Source organism: Hymenobacter guriensis, assembly GCF_015773195.1.
Lineage (GTDB): Bacteria > Bacteroidota > Bacteroidia > Cytophagales > Hymenobacteraceae > Hymenobacter > Hymenobacter guriensis.
In genome coordinates this window covers 21,113-38,711 of sequence record NZ_JADWYK010000004.1, presented here as the reverse complement: position 1 = coordinate 38,711, position 17,599 = coordinate 21,113, and the positions used below count along the sequence as shown (strand labels likewise).

Here is a 17,599-nt window from a genome sequence, read left to right as displayed (position 1 = left end):
AAAATGACGCAGGGGCCGGAGACGAATGCGGCTAGGTTTGCCTCCGTCTTCTAACCCTCTCTTTTCCCGCTATGAAAACGCTTGCCAAAATCCTGCTTTCCGTTCTGCTGCTCCTCGTGCTGAGCGGTATTGGTGGCTACTTCTACATGAAGCAGAAGTTTGCCCCACCCGCCAACCAACTGACTGTAGCGGGCCTGCCCGCCTCCGGCGACCTGCGCTGGTGGGCCGATACCACGGCCAAGCCTGCTGTACCCCACGCCGGGCTCTTGGTACCCGTGCGGCTGCCCAACTGCCCCCGCACCTGCTACCTGCAGGTAGACACCGGTGCCCCGTACACCGTGCTCTACGCCAACCAACTGGACACGCTTACCCGTCATTATCCCAGCCTGGGTACCAGCCTGAAGCTCCAGGGAAACCTAGTGCCCGAGTTTCGCTTTGCTTTGGGCGGCGCCCAGGTAGCCGTTGGCAACACGAAGGTGATTATCAACGGAACGGGTACTATGCCCGCCGACTCCCTCGCGCCCTATATCATCGGCTCCCTGGGAACCGATGCCCTGGATGGCCGCGTGCTGGTGCTCGACTACGCCGCCGGCCGCTTCACCCTGGGCAACGAAGTGCCGGCGGCGCTGGCCTCCCGTGCCACGTTTGCTCCGCTGGCTTTCAAAGAGCGTCGCGTATTGCTCGATGCCACCCTGGATGGTCAGCCCCGCCAACTGTTGTTCGACTCGGGAGCCAGTGCCTACAACCTGCTCACCAGCCAGGATAACTGGCAGGAAATGGCCACGCCCGGGGCTCCCACCCGCACCGATACCACCAACTCCTGGGGGAAAAAACTGCTGCTGTACACCGCACCTACTGCCTCCCGGTTCCGCTTCGGTACTGCCGAAGTACCGCTGGGCACCGTCACGTACATGACCGGCATGAACCTGATGCAGGAAACGCTGATGCGCTTTTCGGGCATGGATGGCATGCTGGGCAACGAGCCTTTCGTAGGCGGCGCGCTGATTCTGGACGTGAAAGGTGGCCGCTACGGCATCGTGCGCAGCTAGCTGCTAAGGCAGGGGCTGGTGGTTTGTCGGGGCAGGATTCTACCTTTACGTTCCACCCATTTCCCGCCGCCTATGAAACTCGTTGAATGCCCCCGCGACGCCATGCAGGGCTGGACCACGTTCATTCCCACCACCCAGAAAACCGCTTACCTCAATGCCCTGCTACGGGTAGGGTTTGACACCCTGGACTTCGGCTCGTTCGTTTCGCCCAAAGCCATTCCGCAGCTCGCCGACACCGCCGAGGTGCTGGAAGGGCTGGACCTGAGCCAGTCGGGCACGCGGCTGCTGGCCATCGTAGCCAACCTGCGCGGGGCCGAAACCGCCGCCCAGCACCCCCAGATTCGCTACATCGGCTTCCCACTCTCGGTTTCCGAGACGTTTCAGCAGCGAAATACCAACAAAAGCATAGCCCAGGCCCTCGACGACGTGGCCCGCATGCAGGAGCTGTGCGCCCGCACCGGCCAGGAGCAGGTGGTATACCTGAGCATGGGCTTCGGCAACCCCTACGGCGACGCCTGGAGCCCCGTCGTGCTGGGCGAGTTCACCCAGAAGCTCGATGCGCTGGGCGTCGGTATTGTGGCGTTGTCGGATACCATTGGGGCGAGTACGCCGGCTACCATTGCCCCGCCGTTCCGGGAGCTGTCGGCAGCGTTTCCGCACATTGAATTTGGGGCCCACCTGCACACCACGCCCGAAAGCTGGCGCGAGAAAGTGCAGGCCGCGTACGAGGCTGGCTGCCGCCGTTTTGACGGCGCCTTGGGCGGCTACGGCGGCTGTCCCATGGCTGCCGATGCCCTCACCGGGAACATGCCCACCGAGCGGCTCATCGAATATGCCGCCCAAGCGGGAGAGGAGCTGCACCTGAACCTGGAGGCCCTGGCCGAAGCGGAGAGGCTGAATCAGCAGATTTTTGCCGGGCACTAATGCCTACGCGACCAGCAAAGCCCGCATACCAGCAGCGGCAGCAGGAACGCCGCCAGCGTTATGCTGCCGCTCAGAAAGCGCAGCCTAAAGTAGGCCAGGCGCTTATCTGGATACTCGTGTTGGTAGTGGGAATGCTGGCCGGCGCGGGCTTGCTTTGGTACCGGTCTACGCGCCCGATGGACGATCTGACGCGCCTTGATGGGGTACTGGAACAAGTAGCAGTGCAGCGCGCCAGCAGCCGCACCGAGCCGTACACGCTGCGGTTTACTCTGGCCGGTCAGCCTGAGCCGTTGGAAGTCTACCTGGGCCAGAGCGGGGAGCTGGCGGTTGACTACCGCCGGCTGTTGCACGTGGGCGACTCGGTGCGCGTGTACTACAACCGCGAGTCGGCGCCGGACCGGGCACAAGTGTATCAGTTGGAAAAACAGGGGCAAGTACTGCTTTCCTACAACCATACCCGCACGGAAAACCAAATGGGCGCGGTAGCTTTTGGGTTGCTGGGGCTGCTGCCCATTGCCCTGTTACTTGCCAACCGGCACGTACGAACGGCGCTGAAGCCGTACTTTCGCCGGCGCACTGCTTAATCTGTTTCGCGCTTTCCGCCGCCAGCCATGCCCATTGCCGTCGACCTGTTCATTCCCTGCTTTGTAGACCAGATTTTCCCGCACACAGCCATGAACATGGTGAAAGTGCTGGAAGCCGTGGGCTGCGAAGTGCACTACAACGCCAACCAGACCTGCTGCGGCCAGCCCGCCTACAATGCCGGCTATAAAACCGAAGCCTGCACCGTAGCCCGCAAGTTCCTGCACGACTTCCCAGCCGGCGCGTCTGACCGCTATGTGGTGAGCCCCTCGGCTTCCTGCGTGGGCATGGTGCGCAACGCCTACGCCGAGTTGTTTGAGGGCACCGACGACCAGCCCCGCTACTACGGCCTGCAGCGCCGCATCTTCGAGCTAACCGAATTTCTGGTAGACGTGCTGGGCATCACCGAAATCCCCGGCTCCGCGCTGGCGGGACAGTATACCTACCACGACTCCTGCTCGGCCCTGCGCGAGTGCGGCATCAAGGAAGCACCACGGCTGTTGCTGGATGCTGTAACTGGTTTGGAGCGAGTGGAAATGGCTGACAACGAAACCTGTTGTGGATTCGGCGGCACCTTTGCCGTCAAGTTCGAGGCTATTTCGGTGGCCATGGCCCAGCAGAAGGTGGAGCATGCCTTGGCTACCGGTGCCCAGTACATTATCAGCACCGACACGAGCTGTCTCATGCACCTCGACGCCTATATCCGCCGCGAAAATAAGCCCATCAAAACCCTGCACGTAGCCGATGCCCTAGCCAGCGGATGGTAGAATTGCCTTGTTTCGGCTTACTTGAAAAGTAACCGGAAAGACCAAACACAACAACGCCTCAGCTAGATAGCCGAGGCGTTGTTGTGTTTACAAACTCATGCAATACGGGCTAGCACAATCCATTAGCGACTAGAGCAGCTTCTGCACGCGCTCCTTTAGGCCTTCTGTGGCTTCTACCAGTGGCAGGCGCACGGCGGGGGAGCAGAGGCCCAAGCTGGCCAGTGCGGCCTTCACGCCTACGGGGTTGCTTTCCTCGTACATCAGCGGGTTGATTTCGAGGAAGTCGAAGAGCAGCTTGCTGGCCTTGGGGAAGTCACCGGCCAGGGCGGCGCGGGTCATGTCGCAGAACCGTTTGGGAAAGGCATTAGCCAGTACCGAAATCACTCCGACTGCCCCGAAAGAAACCAAGGCGGTGGTCATCAGGTCGTCGCCGCTGATGAGCAGGAAGCCGTGAGGCTTGCCCTTGGCAATGGCCATGCATTGCTCCAGATTTCCGCTGGCCTCCTTGATACCCAGGATGTTGGGGTGTTGGGCCAGGCGCAGGGTGGTAGCCGCCGTCATATTGGACATGGTGCGGCCCGGCACATTGTAGAGGATGATGGGCAGGGGTGAGGCTTCGGCTAGGCGCAGGTAGTGCTGAATGATGCCCGCCTGACTGGGCTTGTTGTAGGCTGGACTCACCGACAGAATAGCCGAGACGCCCGCTAGATCAGTGGTGCGCAGCTGCTGCTCCACGGTTGCCGTATCGTTACCCCCAATGCCGTAGACCAGTGGCACGCGCCCCTTAGTCTGCTGGCGTACCACATCCAGAATACCTTTGCGCTCCTCAGCCGTGAGCGTGGGCGACTCGGCCGTGGTGCCATTGATGACTAGGTACTCGGCCCCGCCCTCAATAATAAAATCTACGAGCCGACGCAGAGCCGGGTAGTCAATGGCGTGGTCGGAGGCGGTGAACGGGGTAACCAGGGCCACGCCGGTACCGTGTAGTTTGTCCATACGGAGAATAAGCTGTTGTTTTGTAGAGGGGGACGAGCCGCCGCGAAGGTACGCAAAGCCCGGCTTCCCGCCATTTCTCCCTTTTCGCCTGACGAGTGGCTATGCCCCGCCGCTCGTCGAACTTTGTCCATGATTCGCTTCCGCACCCCGCTTACCCTGGCTTCGGCCTCCCTGGCCGCCGGCCTGTTGCTTTCCAGCTGCGAAACCAAGCCCGCTACTACTTCGGAAAACCCCACGGCCGCGGCTGTACCCACCGACTCCGCCGCATCCACTGCTGCTCCCGCCGCCCCGATTGACGCCACTGCCAAGGCCCCCAGCCCCAGTGAAATTCCGGCTGCCCAGCGCGCCGATGCTGCCGCTATCCTGGCGCGGCCGCAGGTGCCCATCCTGTGCTACCACCAGATTCGTGACTGGCGCGCCAAAGACTCAAAAGGTGCTAAGGATTACATTGTTCCGGTAGCCCAGTTCAAGGCGCAGATGAAGATGTTGGCCGATTCTGGCTACCACACCATCCTGCCCGATCAGCTCTACGCCTACCTCACCACCGGGGCCAAGCTGCCGAGCAAGCCCATCATGCTCACCTTCGATGATACCGACCTCGACCAGTTCACGGTAGCCCGGCCCACGCTGGAGCAGTACGGCTACAAGGCCGTGTACTTTGTGATGACGGTGAGCCTGGGCCGACCCAACTACATGAGCAAGGCGCAGGTAAAGCAGCTTTCCGACGAAGGCAACGTCATCGGCTCCCACACCTGGGACCACCACAACGTGAAGAAGTACGAAGGACAGGACTGGGTGACGCAGATTGAAAAGCCCACCAAGACGCTGGAGGAAATTACAGGCAAAAAGATTAACTACTTCGCCTTTCCCTTCGGTTTGTGGCGGCCTGAGTCCATTCCGGAGCTGAAAAAGCGGGGCATGGATGCAGCCTTTATCCTGGCTGAGAAGCGCGACCAGCAGGACCCGCTCTACACCATCCGCCGCATTATTGCCAGCGGCTACTGGAGCCCCCGCACCCTGCACAATAGCATCGTTCAGAGCTTCTAAACCAGTGACTGCGGAACCACGGATTCTTGCGGATTAATCTGATTCCACGGATTTTGGGAACGGCGCAATTCCTAGGTTGAATACTAAGCATAAAAAAGCCTCGCATTGTGCAAGGCTTTTTTTATGAACTCAATTATCATCCTGAATGCAGTGAAGGGCCTGCTCACGTTGCACCAACTCGTGCTGGCGTGAGCAGGTCCTTCACGGCGTTCAGGATGACAGATATTATGTAGGTGAAACGTCCAATCTGCGAAGTCCTACTACTCCACGCGAAGCCGTGGTTTTGCCGCTTGCAGGTCTTTCAGCGCGCCAGCGTTTACCACCTTCCGTACACCCTGCTGGCGTAGAACGACGGCGGCTTTGCTGCTGCGGTTACCGCTAGCGCAGTAAAGGAGGTATGTTTTCGTTGTATCAAGCGTCGCCACCTGCTGGGCAAAGTCGGCGGCTTTGAAGTTAACATTGCGGGCGCCCGCAAGGTGGCTGGCGGCATATTCCTCGGGTGTGCGCACGTCTAGCACCACTACCTGTTGTTTACGGATGAGTTTGGCCGCCTTGGCCGGGGTTACATCGGGAGGCGGCGGGGTTGGAGCCTGCGCCAGCGCCCCTGTAAGGAAGGCTGACAGCGCCCAAAGTAGTCCGACTCGAAGAAGTTTCATAAGGTAAATGCGAGGTGAAAGAAGCCTAGTTGCAGAACTGCTTCACCACCTAAAACAGTGAAGTCTGTCCGTTGGTGCCAATCGAGGGCTGTGTGTCGTGTTGAGCGGCCTCTGAGCCGGTCGTAAGGCTGTTGGTAGGCTCGTGAGCTGAGGCTGCAGGTTCCTCGCCCGTGGGCAGCATGGCCAGCAGCTCAGCTTCCGAAATGATGGGCACCTTCAGCTCGGTGGCTTTTTCGCGCTTGGCGGGGCCCATCTTGTCGCCGGCTACCAGGAAGGACAGCTTCTTGCTAATAGAGCCCGTGATTTTGCCGCCGTGCAGCTGGATTAGTTCCTGTAGCTCTTCCCGACTGTGCTCGGCAAATACGCCCGAAAGCACAAACGTCTGCCCGGCTAGCCGGTCGCTTTTCGCCTGAGGTACTTCGCCGGTGAGAGCCAGCTGCACCCCGGCTGCCCGCAGCCGCTCCAGCAGGTCGCGGTTTTCGGGCTGCCCAAACCACGCAGCCACCGACTCGGCAATGACGCCCCCTACTTCCGGCACAGCGGCCAGTTCGGCCCCTGAAGCAGCCGCCAGCGCGTCGATAGTGCGGTAATGGTAGGCCAGCTTCTCTGCCACAGTTTCGCCTACGTAGCGGATGCCCAGCCCATAAAGCACTCTATCAAACGGCACCTGCCGGCTTTGCTCCAGCCCAGCCACCAGCCGCTGCACCGATTTTTCGCCCAGGCGCTCCAGCTGCGCCAGCTCGGTGGCCTTGGAAGGGAGGTCATAAAGGGAAGCTGCATCCGTCACCAACCCCAGGTCGAAAAAGCGGCCGACGGTTTCGGCGCCCAGGCCGTCGATGTTCAGAGCCTTGCGCGACACGTAGTGCTCCAGCTTGGCTTTCAGCTGGGGCGGGCAGCCCCGGTCGTTGGGGCAGCGGAAGTGTGCTTCGCCCTCGGGCCGCACCAGCGGCGTGCCGCAGGCCGGGCACTCCGTGGGGTAAATAATAGGTTCGGCGTGGGCAGGCCGGGCCGCTACATCTACACCTGTGATTTTGGGAATGATTTCCCCGCCTTTTTCCACGAACACCGTGTCGCCCACGCGTAAGTCGAGGGCTGCAATCTGGTTGGCGTTATGCACCGAAGCGCGCTTGACGATGGTGCCGGCCAGGGGGACGGGTGTGAGCAGGGCCACCGGCGTGACGGCCCCGGTGCGGCCTACCTGGTACTGGATGCCCAGCAACTGGGAGCGGGCAGCCTCGGCCGGGTACTTGTAAGCAATGGCCCAGCGCGGGCTTTTGGAAGTGAAGCCCAGCACTTCCTGCTGCTGCAGATCATCCACCTTTATCACGATTCCGTCGGTAGCTACGGGCAACTCAAATCGTGCTTTTTCCCACTGATGGATAAAGGTCAGTACTTCTTCGATGGACCCGCACAAGCGCCAGGTATCGGATACCGGCAGGCCCCACTGTTTGAGGGCGGCGAGGGCGGCGCTGTGGGTGGGAAAATCGGTGCGGCGCGGGCTGAGGTAGCTGTAGGCGTAGAAGCGCAGCCGCCGGTTGGCTACCTGGGCCGAGTCCTGCAGCTTGAGCGTGCCCGAGGCGGCGTTGCGCGGGTTAGCCAGCAGGGCTTCGCCGTTCTGCTCGCGCTCCGCATTCAGGTCATTGAAAACCGACAATGGCATGAATATTTCACCACGCACCTCAAAATCCTGGGGCTGGCCGGGCATGGGGCGCAGGTGCAGAGGCAGGGTGTTGATGGTGCGCACGTTGCTGGTTACCACGTCGCCACGGGTACCGTCGCCGCGCGTGACGCCGCGCGTGAGCTGGCCGTCTTCGTAGGTGAGGCTCATGGCCACCCCATCGAACTTAAGCTCGCACACATACTGGTAGGCGGCGCCTTCTAGGCCCCGGCGCACCCGCTCATCAAACTCCCGCAGATCAGTCTCAGAGTAGGTATTGGCCAAGCTGAGCATAGGAAAGCGGTGCTCTACCGTTGGGAACTGCTTGGTGATGGTGCCGCCCACACGCTGGGTAGGCGAGTTGGGCAAAGCCAACTCGGGGTATTGGCGCTCCAGCTCCTGCAGCTCGCGCAGCAAGGCGTCAAACTCCTGGTCCGACACCTCAGACAGGTCATTCTGGTAGTACTGGTAGTTGAGGTGGTGCAGGCGGGCCGTAAGGTCGGCTATCTGCTGCTGGATCTGGCTCAGGTCGGGCATATCAAGGGAAAGGCAAAGCCGGGTGGTTCGATGACGCAAGTTCGGGAATGGGCAGCTACTAGCCCAAAAAAGAAGGCTTCCTCTACAGGAAGCCTTTATGTTATCTGACGGAGGCTCAAAGGCATCAACCATTCAGCCAGAAAGCCGTAGCATCCTATTGCACCAGCACTCCGTCGGCCATAAAGCTGAGCTGGGTTTCGGGTTTGGTAATAGCGGCAATTTCCTTGGCCGATTTGCCGCCGTCCTTGGCGTAGTGCTGCAGCTCATCCACGGGTACTTCGCGGCGGTGCGCCCAGCCCTCCACTACCACCGTTTTGCCGGCTATGTCTTTGGGTACAAAAAAGGCGTAGTCCCGAAACCGTACGCGCATGGTCTGATCTTCGGGCAGCTGCATGGTCAGCCAGCAGCCTTTGGCTTGGCACACGGCCTCAGTGGTGCCCACCAGTTTCACCCGGGCCGAGTCGCGGGCGCCCAGCAGCTTGGGCAGCTCCGCCACGGCCACGGCTCCATCCGGCGAAATAGTTTCCCCAAAGGAATTGTCGGGCTTGGCTGGCTGGGTAGCCGCTGGCGTGGCCGGGGCGGCAGCCGTATCCTGGGCCTTAGAAGTGGGCCCCGACTGACAGGAAGCCAGCAGCAGGCCGGCGGCAAAAAGGGAAGCGTATTTCATAGCAAACAGGCAGTGAACTGATGACGGGCAGCAAGTTAGCGGAAAAGCAGCTGCCGCGCCACCCTACGGCGTGCGCCGCGTCAGCACACTGGTGCTCTGCAGCTTGTTGCTTTTGTCGTAGACCTCCGTGCGCACCACGCCCACACCGGGGCTGTAGAAGTCGATTACCCGCTGGGAGGTGCGCCGAACGATGTCGGGTTTGGGCTGCACCACGGCTTCGCGCTCGGCCTCTATTTTGTAGCAGGCAAACGTGCCCGCGGGCACCGTCACGTCCTGGGGGCCGCTCACTACGCGGCGGTTCTGCAGCTGGGTCGATACTTTGGCAATGTCCACGGCCGAGCTGCGCACGTCGGTTACCACGCCGCCGGAGGGCAGGCGGGAGCCGGCGGCGGGCTGATGCGGCCAAGCCAGGGGCGTGGGTACGTCGGTGAAGTACCGGTCGCGGAAAGAGCGAAGGTTGTCGAACTCCATTTCCACCATGCCGTCGGTGAAGGCTGTATCCTGGCGGCAACGGAAAGTAAGATCCTGCTGATGAAGGAGCTTGCCCGCCGCGTCGTAGCGGCCGCTTTTTAGCAGTACCGTGGTAGTCTTAATAGTGCCTCTCTTGTTCGACTCCTCGCCGAAGCCCACCACCCGTTGGCGCAGTTCACCCAGGGGCTTGCCGTTGGCATCGGTGAGCGTGTAAAGCAGTTCGCCGCTGGAAGTTAGCCCGAACGGATGAGCACAATCGGGCGGAGAAGCCGGGGAAGCGGCCGGCGCAGCCGCTACGGGTGCCGACGGAGCAACGGCCGCGCCCGATTCGGGGCGGGCTGAGCTGGCCGTGGAGGTGCAGCCGCCCAGACCAGCTAGGGCGAAGGCCGTACCGGTCAGCAGAGAAAAAGAGGCAGGGGAGAAGTGCATAAGGAAAATCAATGAAGAAGCCCCGGCCAGGCCGGGCAGCCCCACATACGCAAACCAGGGTATTTGGATAAAGCTCCACCGCCGGCCACAACTTCCGCCGGCTCGGTTGCGTTTGCCGGGCAGAGGCGCTAGTTTGCGCCCCGGCCGCTTTGGCTTGGCCGTTCCACCCCGTTTTCCCTACTTGTTATGGCAGAGTCTTCCGCAAACTGGGCCGATATGGCCGCTTCCTTACTTTCTAAACTGTCGGGCGGCGTAGAGCTCGGCTGCACCTTCGACCAGATGGAAGTGCAGGTACCCAATGCCCAGAACCCCCAGGGCCCGGCCAGCACCTGGCGCATCAACGGCTCGGTGCGCATCCGCACCCGCGGCGAAAACCCGCCGGCTCCCGCTCAGCCCGCCGCGCCCAAGCCCGCGCAACTTGGCTAAGGGCCTCGACATCGAGGCCCGGCTGGTTATTTCCCGCGGCCGCGACGATATCCAGATAGCCGCTTCGGGGGCCTACCTCATCGTGAACATTCCCAGCCAGCGGGTGCTTGATGAACTGACGGCCGACGACAAAACCGCGGCACCCAAACCGCCCAAGCCACCCGGCACGCCCAACGCTTTGCAGCAGCTGAATATGCTGGCGTTGCGCCTGGGGCTGGTGCTGGATTTGCGGGTAGCCGGCAAAACCTACGTAACGTTTGGCACGGGCCGCAGCCCCAAGATTACCCTCAATGCGGTGATGGGTAAAATAGGCTCGTTTTTTCGTAGCTAATAACCAAAAAATACCATAGCTGCCGGCTGGTTTTTTGCGTACCTTGGAAGGTGAGCCCACGCTGGCAAAAAAAGGTTTTGGCTTGAATCAAAACCCTGGCTGGTCGGGTTTATTCCCTGTACCCCGCCTTGCCCCCCCATGAGCCCCGATCAGCCCGATAAGCAGCGTTTCAATACCATAGGAGCCGGGCAGCCAGCTTCCGGCTTTGCCCGCATGGAGCGCGTGCCGCCGCTCCTGCTCATGGTGTACCTGAGTGTAGGCGCGGTGGGCATCCTGTTCGTGGTGCTGTTGGGGGCCTACCTGTACACCCGCCTGCGCAACGGCGTACCCCTTGGCCTGTACGCGCTGCCCCAGGTGTTTTCGCTAAGCACCATTGTGCTGCTTGTCAGCAGCTATACCCTCAGTCAGGCCCCGCGCCTGTACCGCTCCGATGATCTGCCGGGTTTGGTGCGCTGCCTGAGCGCCACCCTGCTGCTGGGGCTGCTGTTTTCCGGCCTGCAGGTGCTGGGCTGGAAGCAGTTGTTGCTGGATGGTAGTTTGCTGAGCGGTGCTGTCACGCTCACGGGTAAGGCCAGCGCCACGTACATCTACCTGCTTTCGGCTTTGCACGTGGTGCATCTGCTGGGGGGCGTCCTGTTTCTGATGGCGCTGCTCTGGCGCACACATCACGCCAGCCGCGACGGTATTCGGAGCCTCTTTTTCATCCGCAATCCGTACCGCCGCATGCAGCTGCGCATGCTGAGTGTCTACTGGCATTTCATCGACGGGCTGTGGGTGGTGATGTTCGCGTTGTTCCTGTTTTTTTACTAAAACAGTGGTTTCATTTTTCTCAAGGAAGCCCCGGCCGCTGTGGTAGCAACCGGGGCTTTTTCGTCATAGACTGTAGTGGCGAAGCTTAGCGGGCAATGGTGATGGTGCCCTTGAACTTCTGCCGGTTGCTGTACTCAATCAGGTAGTAGTACACGCCCTCGGGGAGGCCGCCGCCGTCCCAGCTGAAGCTGCGGTTGGTGGAGCGGTACACCTGCCTACCCCAGCGGTTGAAGATTTTGATGTCGCCGAAACGCTGGGTGCAGTACTCGGGCGGCAGCACGCTGGCCAGCTCAAAGCGGGCATTCTTGCTGTCGGCGTTGGGGGTGAAGATGTTGGGTGGCAGGAAAGCCGGCGTTTCGGGCAGCAGCACGGCAAAGCGCACGGTTTGCTGCCGGGGCTGAGGCCGGCAGGTGCTTTCCTGCAGCGTAAAGGTTACTTCCAGCGGCTGGCGCTGCAGGGCCTCACAATTGGCTTCCCAGCGGAACGTGCCGGCGGCCTTGCCCAGGCCATCCTGGTGGGTAAACGTCATGCCCACCATTGCCAGGTCTATTTCCTTGCCGGCGGCCGTCAGGGTAAGCTCATTCGGGTCGGCGTCGGTGCCGGCCAGGGTGGCTTCGTATACGCCTCCCATGGGTAAGGTGATAAGAATGGGTGGCGCATCGGGGGCTGGTGGGGCTTCCGAAAAGCTGGTTTGCAGCAAGGGCGCCACGTTTTCATACTCCACCTGAATAGGCACTACTACCCGCTGCGTCTGGGCGTCGTGGCATTCGTTGCTGGAGGTAACCAGAAACTCAAACTCGTGCAGGCCCCGGTCAATGGCGGCGCAGGGCACGGTCCAGGCAAAGTCGGCCCGCCGCTCGGTAGCCGTGGCGGGCCGCATGGTGAGCGTAGAGCTCAGCGAAGGCGCATCAAAGCCCAGACCGCGCATCGTTATAGTCAGGGCGTCGCCGTCAAGATCCTGGCCGATAACTTCAAAGTTGACTGCTTCGCCGGGATGCACGCGCAGAGGAAGCTGGGCCGTGGTGCTGATGGATGGCGGCAGATCGGGTGGAGCCGTGGCCGTGAAGGCGACCCGCACAGTGTCGCGTTTCGGGAGGCTGCATCCGTTGTCGGCCACAATAAATTCCAGCTCATAGGTTTTTCCCTGGGTATCGAAGCAGTTGGGAAAACATACGGTAGATACCAGCACATCGGGGTTGCCGGCCGAGCGCACGGTACCCGTGGTGATGCTGGGTGTAGGCAGCGTAGCCTCGAAATTGACGGCCCGCAGGTAGAGCTTGAGCCGGGAGGCAGCATCGGCGTCAGTAAACCGCAGCTGAAAGCAGCGGGCCTCGCCGGCGGCAAACGCCAGCGTGCCGGTAGGGACGTGCGGCAGCGAGTGGCCCTGGGCCTCTACCTGCAGCTGGGGCTTTTGGTTGCGCGCGCAGTTGATGACCAGCATCTGAAAGTCGCGGCGCACCTCTCCGATTTTCACCCCGTTGCGGTACTCCGAGCACTTGATGCCGAAAACAAACAGCCCCAGCTCCGTGGGCAGCACCTCCAGGCGGCCCGTCCGGGCATCGATGCGCAGGGTAGGCTTGCCCGGTATCTGTTGAGAAACGCTTAAATCGGCGCGCCAGCGAACCTGGGAATATGGAGCCGAGGCCGGACGGTCGGGCTTGGAGTCCGATGTGGTGCTGTGGCCGTTAAGCGGGGTCACCAGCTCATACACCAGTTGGTCGCCGTCGGGGTCCTGACCGCCGAAGTCATAGTAAAACAGCTCACCCTGGCAGGCGTAGTCGCTGAGTGGCGGAAACAAACTGGGGCTGGAATTGCGGAATGCCTGCCCATTGGCCTGCACTACCGCCGGAAACTCCACCAGAAAAGCCTGTCCGGCTCCCCCGGGGTTCTGAATATTGGCAATGCCCCGGTTGCGGCAGCACCGCTCCACTACCGCGTAGTAGCCGGACGGGCTGCGGTACTGCATCCGGCGCAGCACCAGGTTGCGCGTGTACACCAGGCGGCGGGTAATGAGCTTGGCATTGGAGCAGGCAGGGTCAGTGTAGTCTACCAGCGTGTTTTGCTGGAGGGGCAGTACCACGTCCTCCACAAAGCGGTTGGTGCCTTTCTCGTAGATAGCGGCCGTCAGGCTGCCGTCCAGGGCACCCGGGTCACCAGTCACGCCGTCGAAATACACAATCAGGTTCAGCGCGTAGGTGCTGTCGCGCAGGTGCTGCATCCCCATTTCGCCCCCTACAATGTGGGTGGCCTGGCTGCGCTCCGCACTCAGGAGCAGGCCGCAGAAAAACAGCAGGAATAAAAGTCGGGGCATTGCCGGAAAAAGCTTAGGGCGAGTGGGGTACAAGATACACGGTTCCAGGGAGCCAACCTCATCTGCTGCCCGGGTAATGAGTGGTCGATAGTGTGTATTTTGGGCGGTAATTTCCACCCACTACTCACTTTACTTTCGATGACCCGAAAACTACTGCTTTGGTTGGCTGCCTTACTGCCCGCGCCGGCAGCCCTGGCTCAGCTGCCGGCTGTTACGGCCCGCCCCACCGAATACTTTGCCCCGGCCGAGCCCTGCGCCGAAGCTCACATCCGTCAGGCCCTGCGGCAGCCGGCAACCACCGTGGCCCACCGCCGGCAAATGGACCGCTACGACGTGAAATACTACAAGCTTGATCTGGCGCTGGAAAACAACTCCCGCGCGGTGGCCGGCCACGTGTGGATGAAAGCCCGTAACGGCAAAACTAAGCTGGAGTCGTTGGCTTTCGAGCTGTTTTCCACCTACGTAATTGATTCGGTAGTCGTCGACCGGCGCAAGGTTACTGCCATAAGCCGCACGGACGGCGACGTGACGGCCACGCTGGCCGCTGCCATAGTGCCCGACGCCCTGTTCGATGCGCGCATCTACTACCACGGCACGGCGCCCAATACCACCACCCAGGTACTGGCCAGCAATGCCCTGGACACCCGCCTGAGCCCGGCCAATACCAACGTGACCTGGAGCCTGAGTGAGCCATTCGGCGCGTACGAGTGGTTTCCGTGCAAGCAGGTGCTCACCGACAAAGCCGACTCCTCCGACGTGTGGGTAACCACCGATAAGATTAATAAAGTGGGTTCCAACGGCGTGCTGCGGGCTGTTACCAGCGTTTCGGCCACCAAGCACCGCTACGAGTGGAAGTCGCGCCACCCCATTGCCTACTACCTGATTTCGGTAGCCGTTTCGCCGTATGTGGAGTACATGAACTATGCGCACCTGGCTGGGGGCCGGGAGGTGCCTATCCTCAACTACGTGTACACCCAGAGTTTTCTGGATGCCAACAAAGCCGGGATAGATTTTACGCCCGGCTTTCTGGAAAACTTCTCCTCGCTGATTGTGGATTATCCTTTCGCTGACGAAAAGTATGGGCACTCAATGGCGCCCATCGGCGGTGGCATGGAGCACCAGACCATGACCACCCAGGACCGGTTTAATCTGCCCTTCAACCTCACGGCCCACGAGCTGTTTCACCAGTGGTTTGGCGACAACGTGACCTGTGCTTCCTGGGAAGATATCTGGCTGAATGAAAGTTTTGCCTCGTACGGCGAGTACCTCTCCCTGCAGAAATTCAACGTGGCCGGGGCCCGTCCCTGGATGGATGATACGCACGCCCGGGCCATGTCGGCGCCAGACGGCAGTGTGCGGGTGCCCCCTGCCGATACTACCAATTCCAGTCGTATTTTCAGTTCGCGCCTGAGCTACAAGAAAGGAGCCGCCGTGGTGCATATGCTGCGCTACCTGCTCAACGACGACACCAAGTTCTTCCAGGCCCTGCGCACGTACCAGACTACCTACGCCAACAGCACGGCCCGCACCCGTGATCTGCAGCGCATATTCGAGCAGCAGGCTGGCCGCTCGCTCACGTATTTCTTCGACCAGTGGTACGCGGGCGAAGGCTTCCCTACCTTCAACGTGGAGTGGAAGCAGGCCGGCAATACCCTGCAGCTGCGTACCACCGAAACCGTATCCATGCCCGGCGTCACCCCGTTTTTTGATACGGACCTGGACTACCGCATCACCACCAGCACGGGCACTCAAACGGTGCGCCTCCACCAGGGCCAGTCCGTGAGTGAGTTCAGCGTGCCCGTTACAGGTAACGTAACGGCAATTGCCCTGGACCCTGACCAGTGGATTCTCAACGGCGCCGGCACCGTAACCCGCAACGACGGGCTAGTGCTGGCTGCCCGTCCGGCGGGCAGCGCGCTGCCGCTGCAGGTGTTCCCCAACCCGTGCGAGGCTACTCTGCACCTGGGTGCGCTGCCCGCCGGCCGCTGGCAGGCCGTAATTACCGATATGCTGGGCCGTACGGTAATACGCCAAGCCGTATCGGCTACGGCGGCCACGCTCAACACCCAGGCGCTGGCACCGGGCCTGTATCAGGTTGAACTCACGACGGAAGGCAGCAGCCAGTCGCGCCACGCTCGGTTTGTGCGGCGCTAAGCTAGTGCCGCTTCTAACGACAACGGCCGGCGCTACCCAGGGTGGCGCCGGCCGTTGTCGTTTAGTTAAGCCCTGGTGTAGCGCAGGCGGTGCTGCTGGGCGGTTTCGTCGGCCGGGGGCTGGTTGAATATCCTGTCCAGGAGTTCCTCAAAAGCCCGGGGCTTGGTAAAGATGTCGTCCTGAAAAGGATTGCTGAAAAACCGGATAAAGCCGGGCTGGCCATTAATCAGCACCAGATCTACCGTCACGTTGCCGTAGAATTGCTGGCAGCGGCCGGTGTGGGTGCAGCTGCGGGGCAGGGGCTTCAGAAAGTGCTTGAGAATCGTCTCCGTGTACTTTGGGTGGCGCAGGGTGCGCTGGTCGGAGGTGGACGCGTTGTAGCCCAGCGCTATGGTTTGCTCGGCAATGTAATCGAACAGGTGACGGAAGTTGCCCGGCCCGATGGAAGGGTCATAAAACAGCACCGCGCCCTGGCGACCTTCTTCCTGCAGGGGCTGCACGCGCAGCCCGCCCGCGTTCAGTTGGGCTTTGCGGTAATGGTAGGCTTTGAAATACGGCCCCAGCCAGTTCAGGTACACCCGGTCGGCTACCCACTGGGCATGGCGCCGCCCGGCGCGGGCCGTGCGCCGGAGCGGCTGCCAGGAGCAGGAGGCCGCAGGAGAAAAAAGACGGTGCAGAAAACGCAGCAAGGGGTGGGACGTTGTGTAGCGCAAAAACACCGGGTGGCCCAAATAGTTTCTGGGTGTGGGCTGTAACCTCCGGCAGCGGCACCCGTTTGAACTTCTTCAACTTTTTCCTGAGGAAGTTTTTATGGCAACAACCGTACTCTCCCGGCAGCAGCTGAAACAGGCCCTGCTGGCTGAATGTCTGCAGCTGCAGCAGCAAAAAGTGCATCATGCCCGGCAGGCGATGGAGCAGGTGCAGGAAAGCGCCAATGAGCAGCCCGCTTCCGGCGAAGATAAGTTCGAGTCATTTCGGGAGGCCTGCCATATTCAGCGCGAGCTGTTTGCGCGGCGCCTGGAAGAAGCCCAGCGGGAATTGCAGTTGCTGCAGCGCCTGCCCGACCGGTTTGGGGTGGGCGGAACTATGGGGCCGGGGTCGGTGGTCGTCACCAACCGCTACACCTATTTTATTGCTATCAGCTTGGGCGAAATCGAGCTGGACGGGCAGAAATACTGCGCTATGTCGGCCTTTTCGCCGTTGTTCCTGGCAATGGCCTCCCACCGCGTCGGCGACACCTTCTCGTTCCGGGGGCAGCAGTATACTATCGAAGAGGTATTCTAAGGCAGCCAGCCTACTGCACGCGTTTCCAGCGGTGGGCACTGCCGATAAACGGGAAGCCGATGTAGCCCTTCACTTCCAGCACGTCTTTCTGCAGCATCCGCAGGTAGCAGGAATACGTGCGCCCGTTGCTGGGGTCGTAGATACTGCCTTCGGTCCAGCGTTCATCATCGGCGTAGCGAAAGTGCTGCATAATGACGAGGCCCAGCAACGGTTGGGTGCGGCGGGCGGGGTCGGGGTTATGCAGATCCGTCTGGAGCTGGCCGGTGGGTGTGTTGGGACTACGCAGCCATACCAGTCGCCCGCAAAGCTCAGCGCCGCAGCGGTAGAGCTCTACGTGGGCTTCACCCCGGTCATCGGCCCAGGTGCCCAAGGGCGAGAACTGCTGCCCGGCAGCCGGCAATGCTGCCGCCAGCCACAGAAGCATATAAAACAGGGCTTTTTTCACAGAAAGACGACGGGCTGCTGGGAAGATAAACTTCTGACCGGGCATAAAAATAGCGA

The 17,599-nt window shown here is 61.1% G+C and carries 18 protein-coding genes; 10 read left to right on the top strand and 8 right to left on the bottom strand.

Annotated elements, in window-relative coordinates:
• Positions 1–71 precede the first annotated feature (71 nt).
• The 4 genes from I5L79_RS08140 (at position 72) to I5L79_RS08125 (ending at position 3,322) form a co-directional block, all read left to right on the top strand.
• Positions 72–1,049 (top strand): hypothetical protein, encoded by a 978-nt coding sequence (locus tag I5L79_RS08140; protein WP_196954543.1) that lies wholly within the window; start codon positions 72–74, stop codon positions 1,047–1,049.
• 72 nt (positions 1,050–1,121) lie between these two features.
• Positions 1,122–1,973, top strand: a complete 852-nt coding sequence (locus I5L79_RS08135; protein WP_196954542.1) for a hydroxymethylglutaryl-CoA lyase — start codon at positions 1,122–1,124, stop codon at positions 1,971–1,973.
• Positions 1,973–2,557 (top strand): DUF3592 domain-containing protein, encoded by a 585-nt coding sequence (locus I5L79_RS08130; RefSeq protein WP_196954541.1) that lies wholly within the window; start codon positions 1,973–1,975, stop codon positions 2,555–2,557. Before I5L79_RS08135 ends, I5L79_RS08130 begins: the two co-directional genes overlap by 1 nt.
• A 27-nt stretch (positions 2,558–2,584) precedes the next feature.
• A complete protein-coding gene (locus I5L79_RS08125; protein WP_196954540.1) occupies positions 2,585–3,322 on the top strand; it encodes a (Fe-S)-binding protein in 738 nt (245 codons plus the stop codon).
• A 129-nt stretch (positions 3,323–3,451) separates the two neighbouring features.
• On the opposite strand, the gene dapA is transcribed toward I5L79_RS08125, so the two are convergent.
• On the bottom strand, positions 3,452–4,318 hold the full coding sequence (gene dapA, locus I5L79_RS08120; protein WP_196954539.1) for a 4-hydroxy-tetrahydrodipicolinate synthase: 867 nt from the start codon (positions 4,316–4,318) through the stop codon (positions 3,452–3,454).
• A 129-nt stretch (positions 4,319–4,447) separates the two neighbouring features.
• Between dapA and I5L79_RS08115 the strand changes: the two genes are divergently transcribed.
• Complete coding sequence (locus tag I5L79_RS08115) at positions 4,448–5,365, top strand: polysaccharide deacetylase family protein (protein WP_196954538.1); 918 nt, start codon at positions 4,448–4,450, stop codon at positions 5,363–5,365.
• A gap of 260 nt (positions 5,366–5,625) precedes the next feature.
• On the opposite strand, the gene I5L79_RS08110 is transcribed toward I5L79_RS08115, so the two are convergent.
• The 4 genes from I5L79_RS08110 to I5L79_RS08095 all read right to left on the bottom strand — a co-directional run bounded on the left by I5L79_RS08110 (position 5,626) and on the right by I5L79_RS08095 (position 9,782).
• Positions 5,626–6,021 (bottom strand): rhodanese-like domain-containing protein, encoded by a 396-nt coding sequence (locus I5L79_RS08110; protein ID WP_196954537.1) that lies wholly within the window; start codon positions 6,019–6,021, stop codon positions 5,626–5,628.
• A 49-nt stretch (positions 6,022–6,070) separates the two neighbouring features.
• Positions 6,071–8,215, bottom strand: coding sequence for an NAD-dependent DNA ligase LigA (gene ligA, locus I5L79_RS08105; RefSeq protein WP_196954536.1), 2,145 nt, complete (start codon positions 8,213–8,215; stop codon positions 6,071–6,073).
• A gap of 154 nt (positions 8,216–8,369) precedes the next feature.
• Positions 8,370–8,882 (bottom strand): DUF4920 domain-containing protein, encoded by a 513-nt coding sequence (locus I5L79_RS08100; RefSeq protein WP_196954535.1) that lies wholly within the window; start codon positions 8,880–8,882, stop codon positions 8,370–8,372.
• A 63-nt stretch (positions 8,883–8,945) separates the two neighbouring features.
• Positions 8,946–9,782, bottom strand: a complete 837-nt coding sequence (locus I5L79_RS08095; RefSeq protein ID WP_196954534.1) for a TapB family protein — start codon at positions 9,780–9,782, stop codon at positions 8,946–8,948.
• Between the two features lie 186 nt (positions 9,783–9,968).
• Here I5L79_RS08095 and I5L79_RS08090 point away from each other — a divergent pair, with 186 nt between their 5' ends.
• The 3 genes from I5L79_RS08090 to I5L79_RS08080 all read left to right on the top strand — a co-directional run bounded on the left by I5L79_RS08090 (position 9,969) and on the right by I5L79_RS08080 (position 11,349).
• The gene (locus tag I5L79_RS08090) at positions 9,969–10,208 is read left to right on the top strand and encodes a hypothetical protein (protein ID WP_196954533.1); all 240 of its coding nucleotides are present in this window, start codon (positions 9,969–9,971) and stop codon (positions 10,206–10,208) included.
• The gene (locus I5L79_RS08085) at positions 10,201–10,539 is read left to right on the top strand and encodes a hypothetical protein (protein WP_196954532.1); all 339 of its coding nucleotides are present in this window, start codon (positions 10,201–10,203) and stop codon (positions 10,537–10,539) included. Before I5L79_RS08090 ends, I5L79_RS08085 begins: the two co-directional genes overlap by 8 nt.
• A 138-nt stretch (positions 10,540–10,677) precedes the next feature.
• On the top strand, positions 10,678–11,349 hold the full coding sequence (locus I5L79_RS08080; RefSeq protein WP_196954531.1) for a cytochrome c oxidase subunit 3: 672 nt from the start codon (positions 10,678–10,680) through the stop codon (positions 11,347–11,349).
• Between the two features lie 85 nt (positions 11,350–11,434).
• On the opposite strand, the gene I5L79_RS08075 is transcribed toward I5L79_RS08080, so the two are convergent.
• A complete protein-coding gene (locus I5L79_RS08075) occupies positions 11,435–13,660 on the bottom strand; it encodes a gliding motility-associated C-terminal domain-containing protein (RefSeq protein ID WP_196954530.1) in 2,226 nt (741 codons plus the stop codon).
• A gap of 138 nt (positions 13,661–13,798) precedes the next feature.
• Here I5L79_RS08075 and I5L79_RS08070 point away from each other — a divergent pair, with 138 nt between their 5' ends.
• The gene (locus I5L79_RS08070) at positions 13,799–15,814 is read left to right on the top strand and encodes a M1 family aminopeptidase (protein ID WP_196954529.1); all 2,016 of its coding nucleotides are present in this window, start codon (positions 13,799–13,801) and stop codon (positions 15,812–15,814) included.
• A 65-nt stretch (positions 15,815–15,879) separates the two neighbouring features.
• Here the strand turns inward: I5L79_RS08070 and I5L79_RS08065 are convergent, their stop codons facing one another.
• Positions 15,880–16,503: a hypothetical protein gene (locus I5L79_RS08065; RefSeq protein WP_196954528.1), complete on the bottom strand. Its 624-nt coding sequence runs from the start codon at positions 16,501–16,503 to the stop codon at positions 15,880–15,882.
• A 121-nt stretch (positions 16,504–16,624) separates the two neighbouring features.
• On the opposite strand from I5L79_RS08065, the gene I5L79_RS08060 reads away from it, so the two are divergent.
• Complete coding sequence (locus I5L79_RS08060) at positions 16,625–17,098, top strand: hypothetical protein (RefSeq protein WP_196954527.1); 474 nt, start codon at positions 16,625–16,627, stop codon at positions 17,096–17,098.
• A gap of 10 nt (positions 17,099–17,108) precedes the next feature.
• On the opposite strand, the gene I5L79_RS08055 is transcribed toward I5L79_RS08060, so the two are convergent.
• On the bottom strand, positions 17,109–17,543 hold the full coding sequence (locus I5L79_RS08055; protein WP_317191368.1) for a DUF2147 domain-containing protein: 435 nt from the start codon (positions 17,541–17,543) through the stop codon (positions 17,109–17,111).
• Positions 17,544–17,599 lie beyond the last annotated feature (56 nt).

Excerpts from the sequence above, each read along its gene's own strand:
- I5L79_RS08070 (WP_196954529.1), top strand. The coding sequence starts at position 13,799 with ATGACCCGAAAACTACTGCTTTGGTTGGCTGCCTTACTGCCCGCGCCG.
- ligA (WP_196954536.1), bottom strand. The coding sequence starts at position 8,215 with ATGCCCGACCTGAGCCAGATCCAGCAGCAGATAGCCGACCTTACGGCC.
- I5L79_RS08125 (WP_196954540.1), top strand. The coding sequence starts at position 2,585 with ATGCCCATTGCCGTCGACCTGTTCATTCCCTGCTTTGTAGACCAGATT.
- I5L79_RS08130 (WP_196954541.1), top strand. The coding sequence starts at position 1,973 with ATGCCTACGCGACCAGCAAAGCCCGCATACCAGCAGCGGCAGCAGGAA.
- I5L79_RS08080 (WP_196954531.1), top strand. The coding sequence starts at position 10,678 with ATGAGCCCCGATCAGCCCGATAAGCAGCGTTTCAATACCATAGGAGCC.
- I5L79_RS08095 (WP_196954534.1), bottom strand. The coding sequence starts at position 9,782 with ATGCACTTCTCCCCTGCCTCTTTTTCTCTGCTGACCGGTACGGCCTTC.
- dapA (WP_196954539.1), bottom strand. The coding sequence starts at position 4,318 with ATGGACAAACTACACGGTACCGGCGTGGCCCTGGTTACCCCGTTCACC.
- I5L79_RS08090 (WP_196954533.1), top strand. The coding sequence starts at position 9,969 with ATGGCAGAGTCTTCCGCAAACTGGGCCGATATGGCCGCTTCCTTACTT.
- I5L79_RS08115 (WP_196954538.1), top strand. The coding sequence starts at position 4,448 with ATGATTCGCTTCCGCACCCCGCTTACCCTGGCTTCGGCCTCCCTGGCC.
- I5L79_RS08135 (WP_196954542.1), top strand. The coding sequence starts at position 1,122 with ATGAAACTCGTTGAATGCCCCCGCGACGCCATGCAGGGCTGGACCACG.
- I5L79_RS08100 (WP_196954535.1), bottom strand. The coding sequence starts at position 8,882 with ATGAAATACGCTTCCCTTTTTGCCGCCGGCCTGCTGCTGGCTTCCTGT.
- I5L79_RS08060 (WP_196954527.1), top strand. The coding sequence starts at position 16,625 with ATGGCAACAACCGTACTCTCCCGGCAGCAGCTGAAACAGGCCCTGCTG.
- I5L79_RS08075 (WP_196954530.1), bottom strand. The coding sequence starts at position 13,660 with ATGCCCCGACTTTTATTCCTGCTGTTTTTCTGCGGCCTGCTCCTGAGT.
- I5L79_RS08110 (WP_196954537.1), bottom strand. The coding sequence starts at position 6,021 with ATGAAACTTCTTCGAGTCGGACTACTTTGGGCGCTGTCAGCCTTCCTT.
- I5L79_RS08140 (WP_196954543.1), top strand. The coding sequence starts at position 72 with ATGAAAACGCTTGCCAAAATCCTGCTTTCCGTTCTGCTGCTCCTCGTG.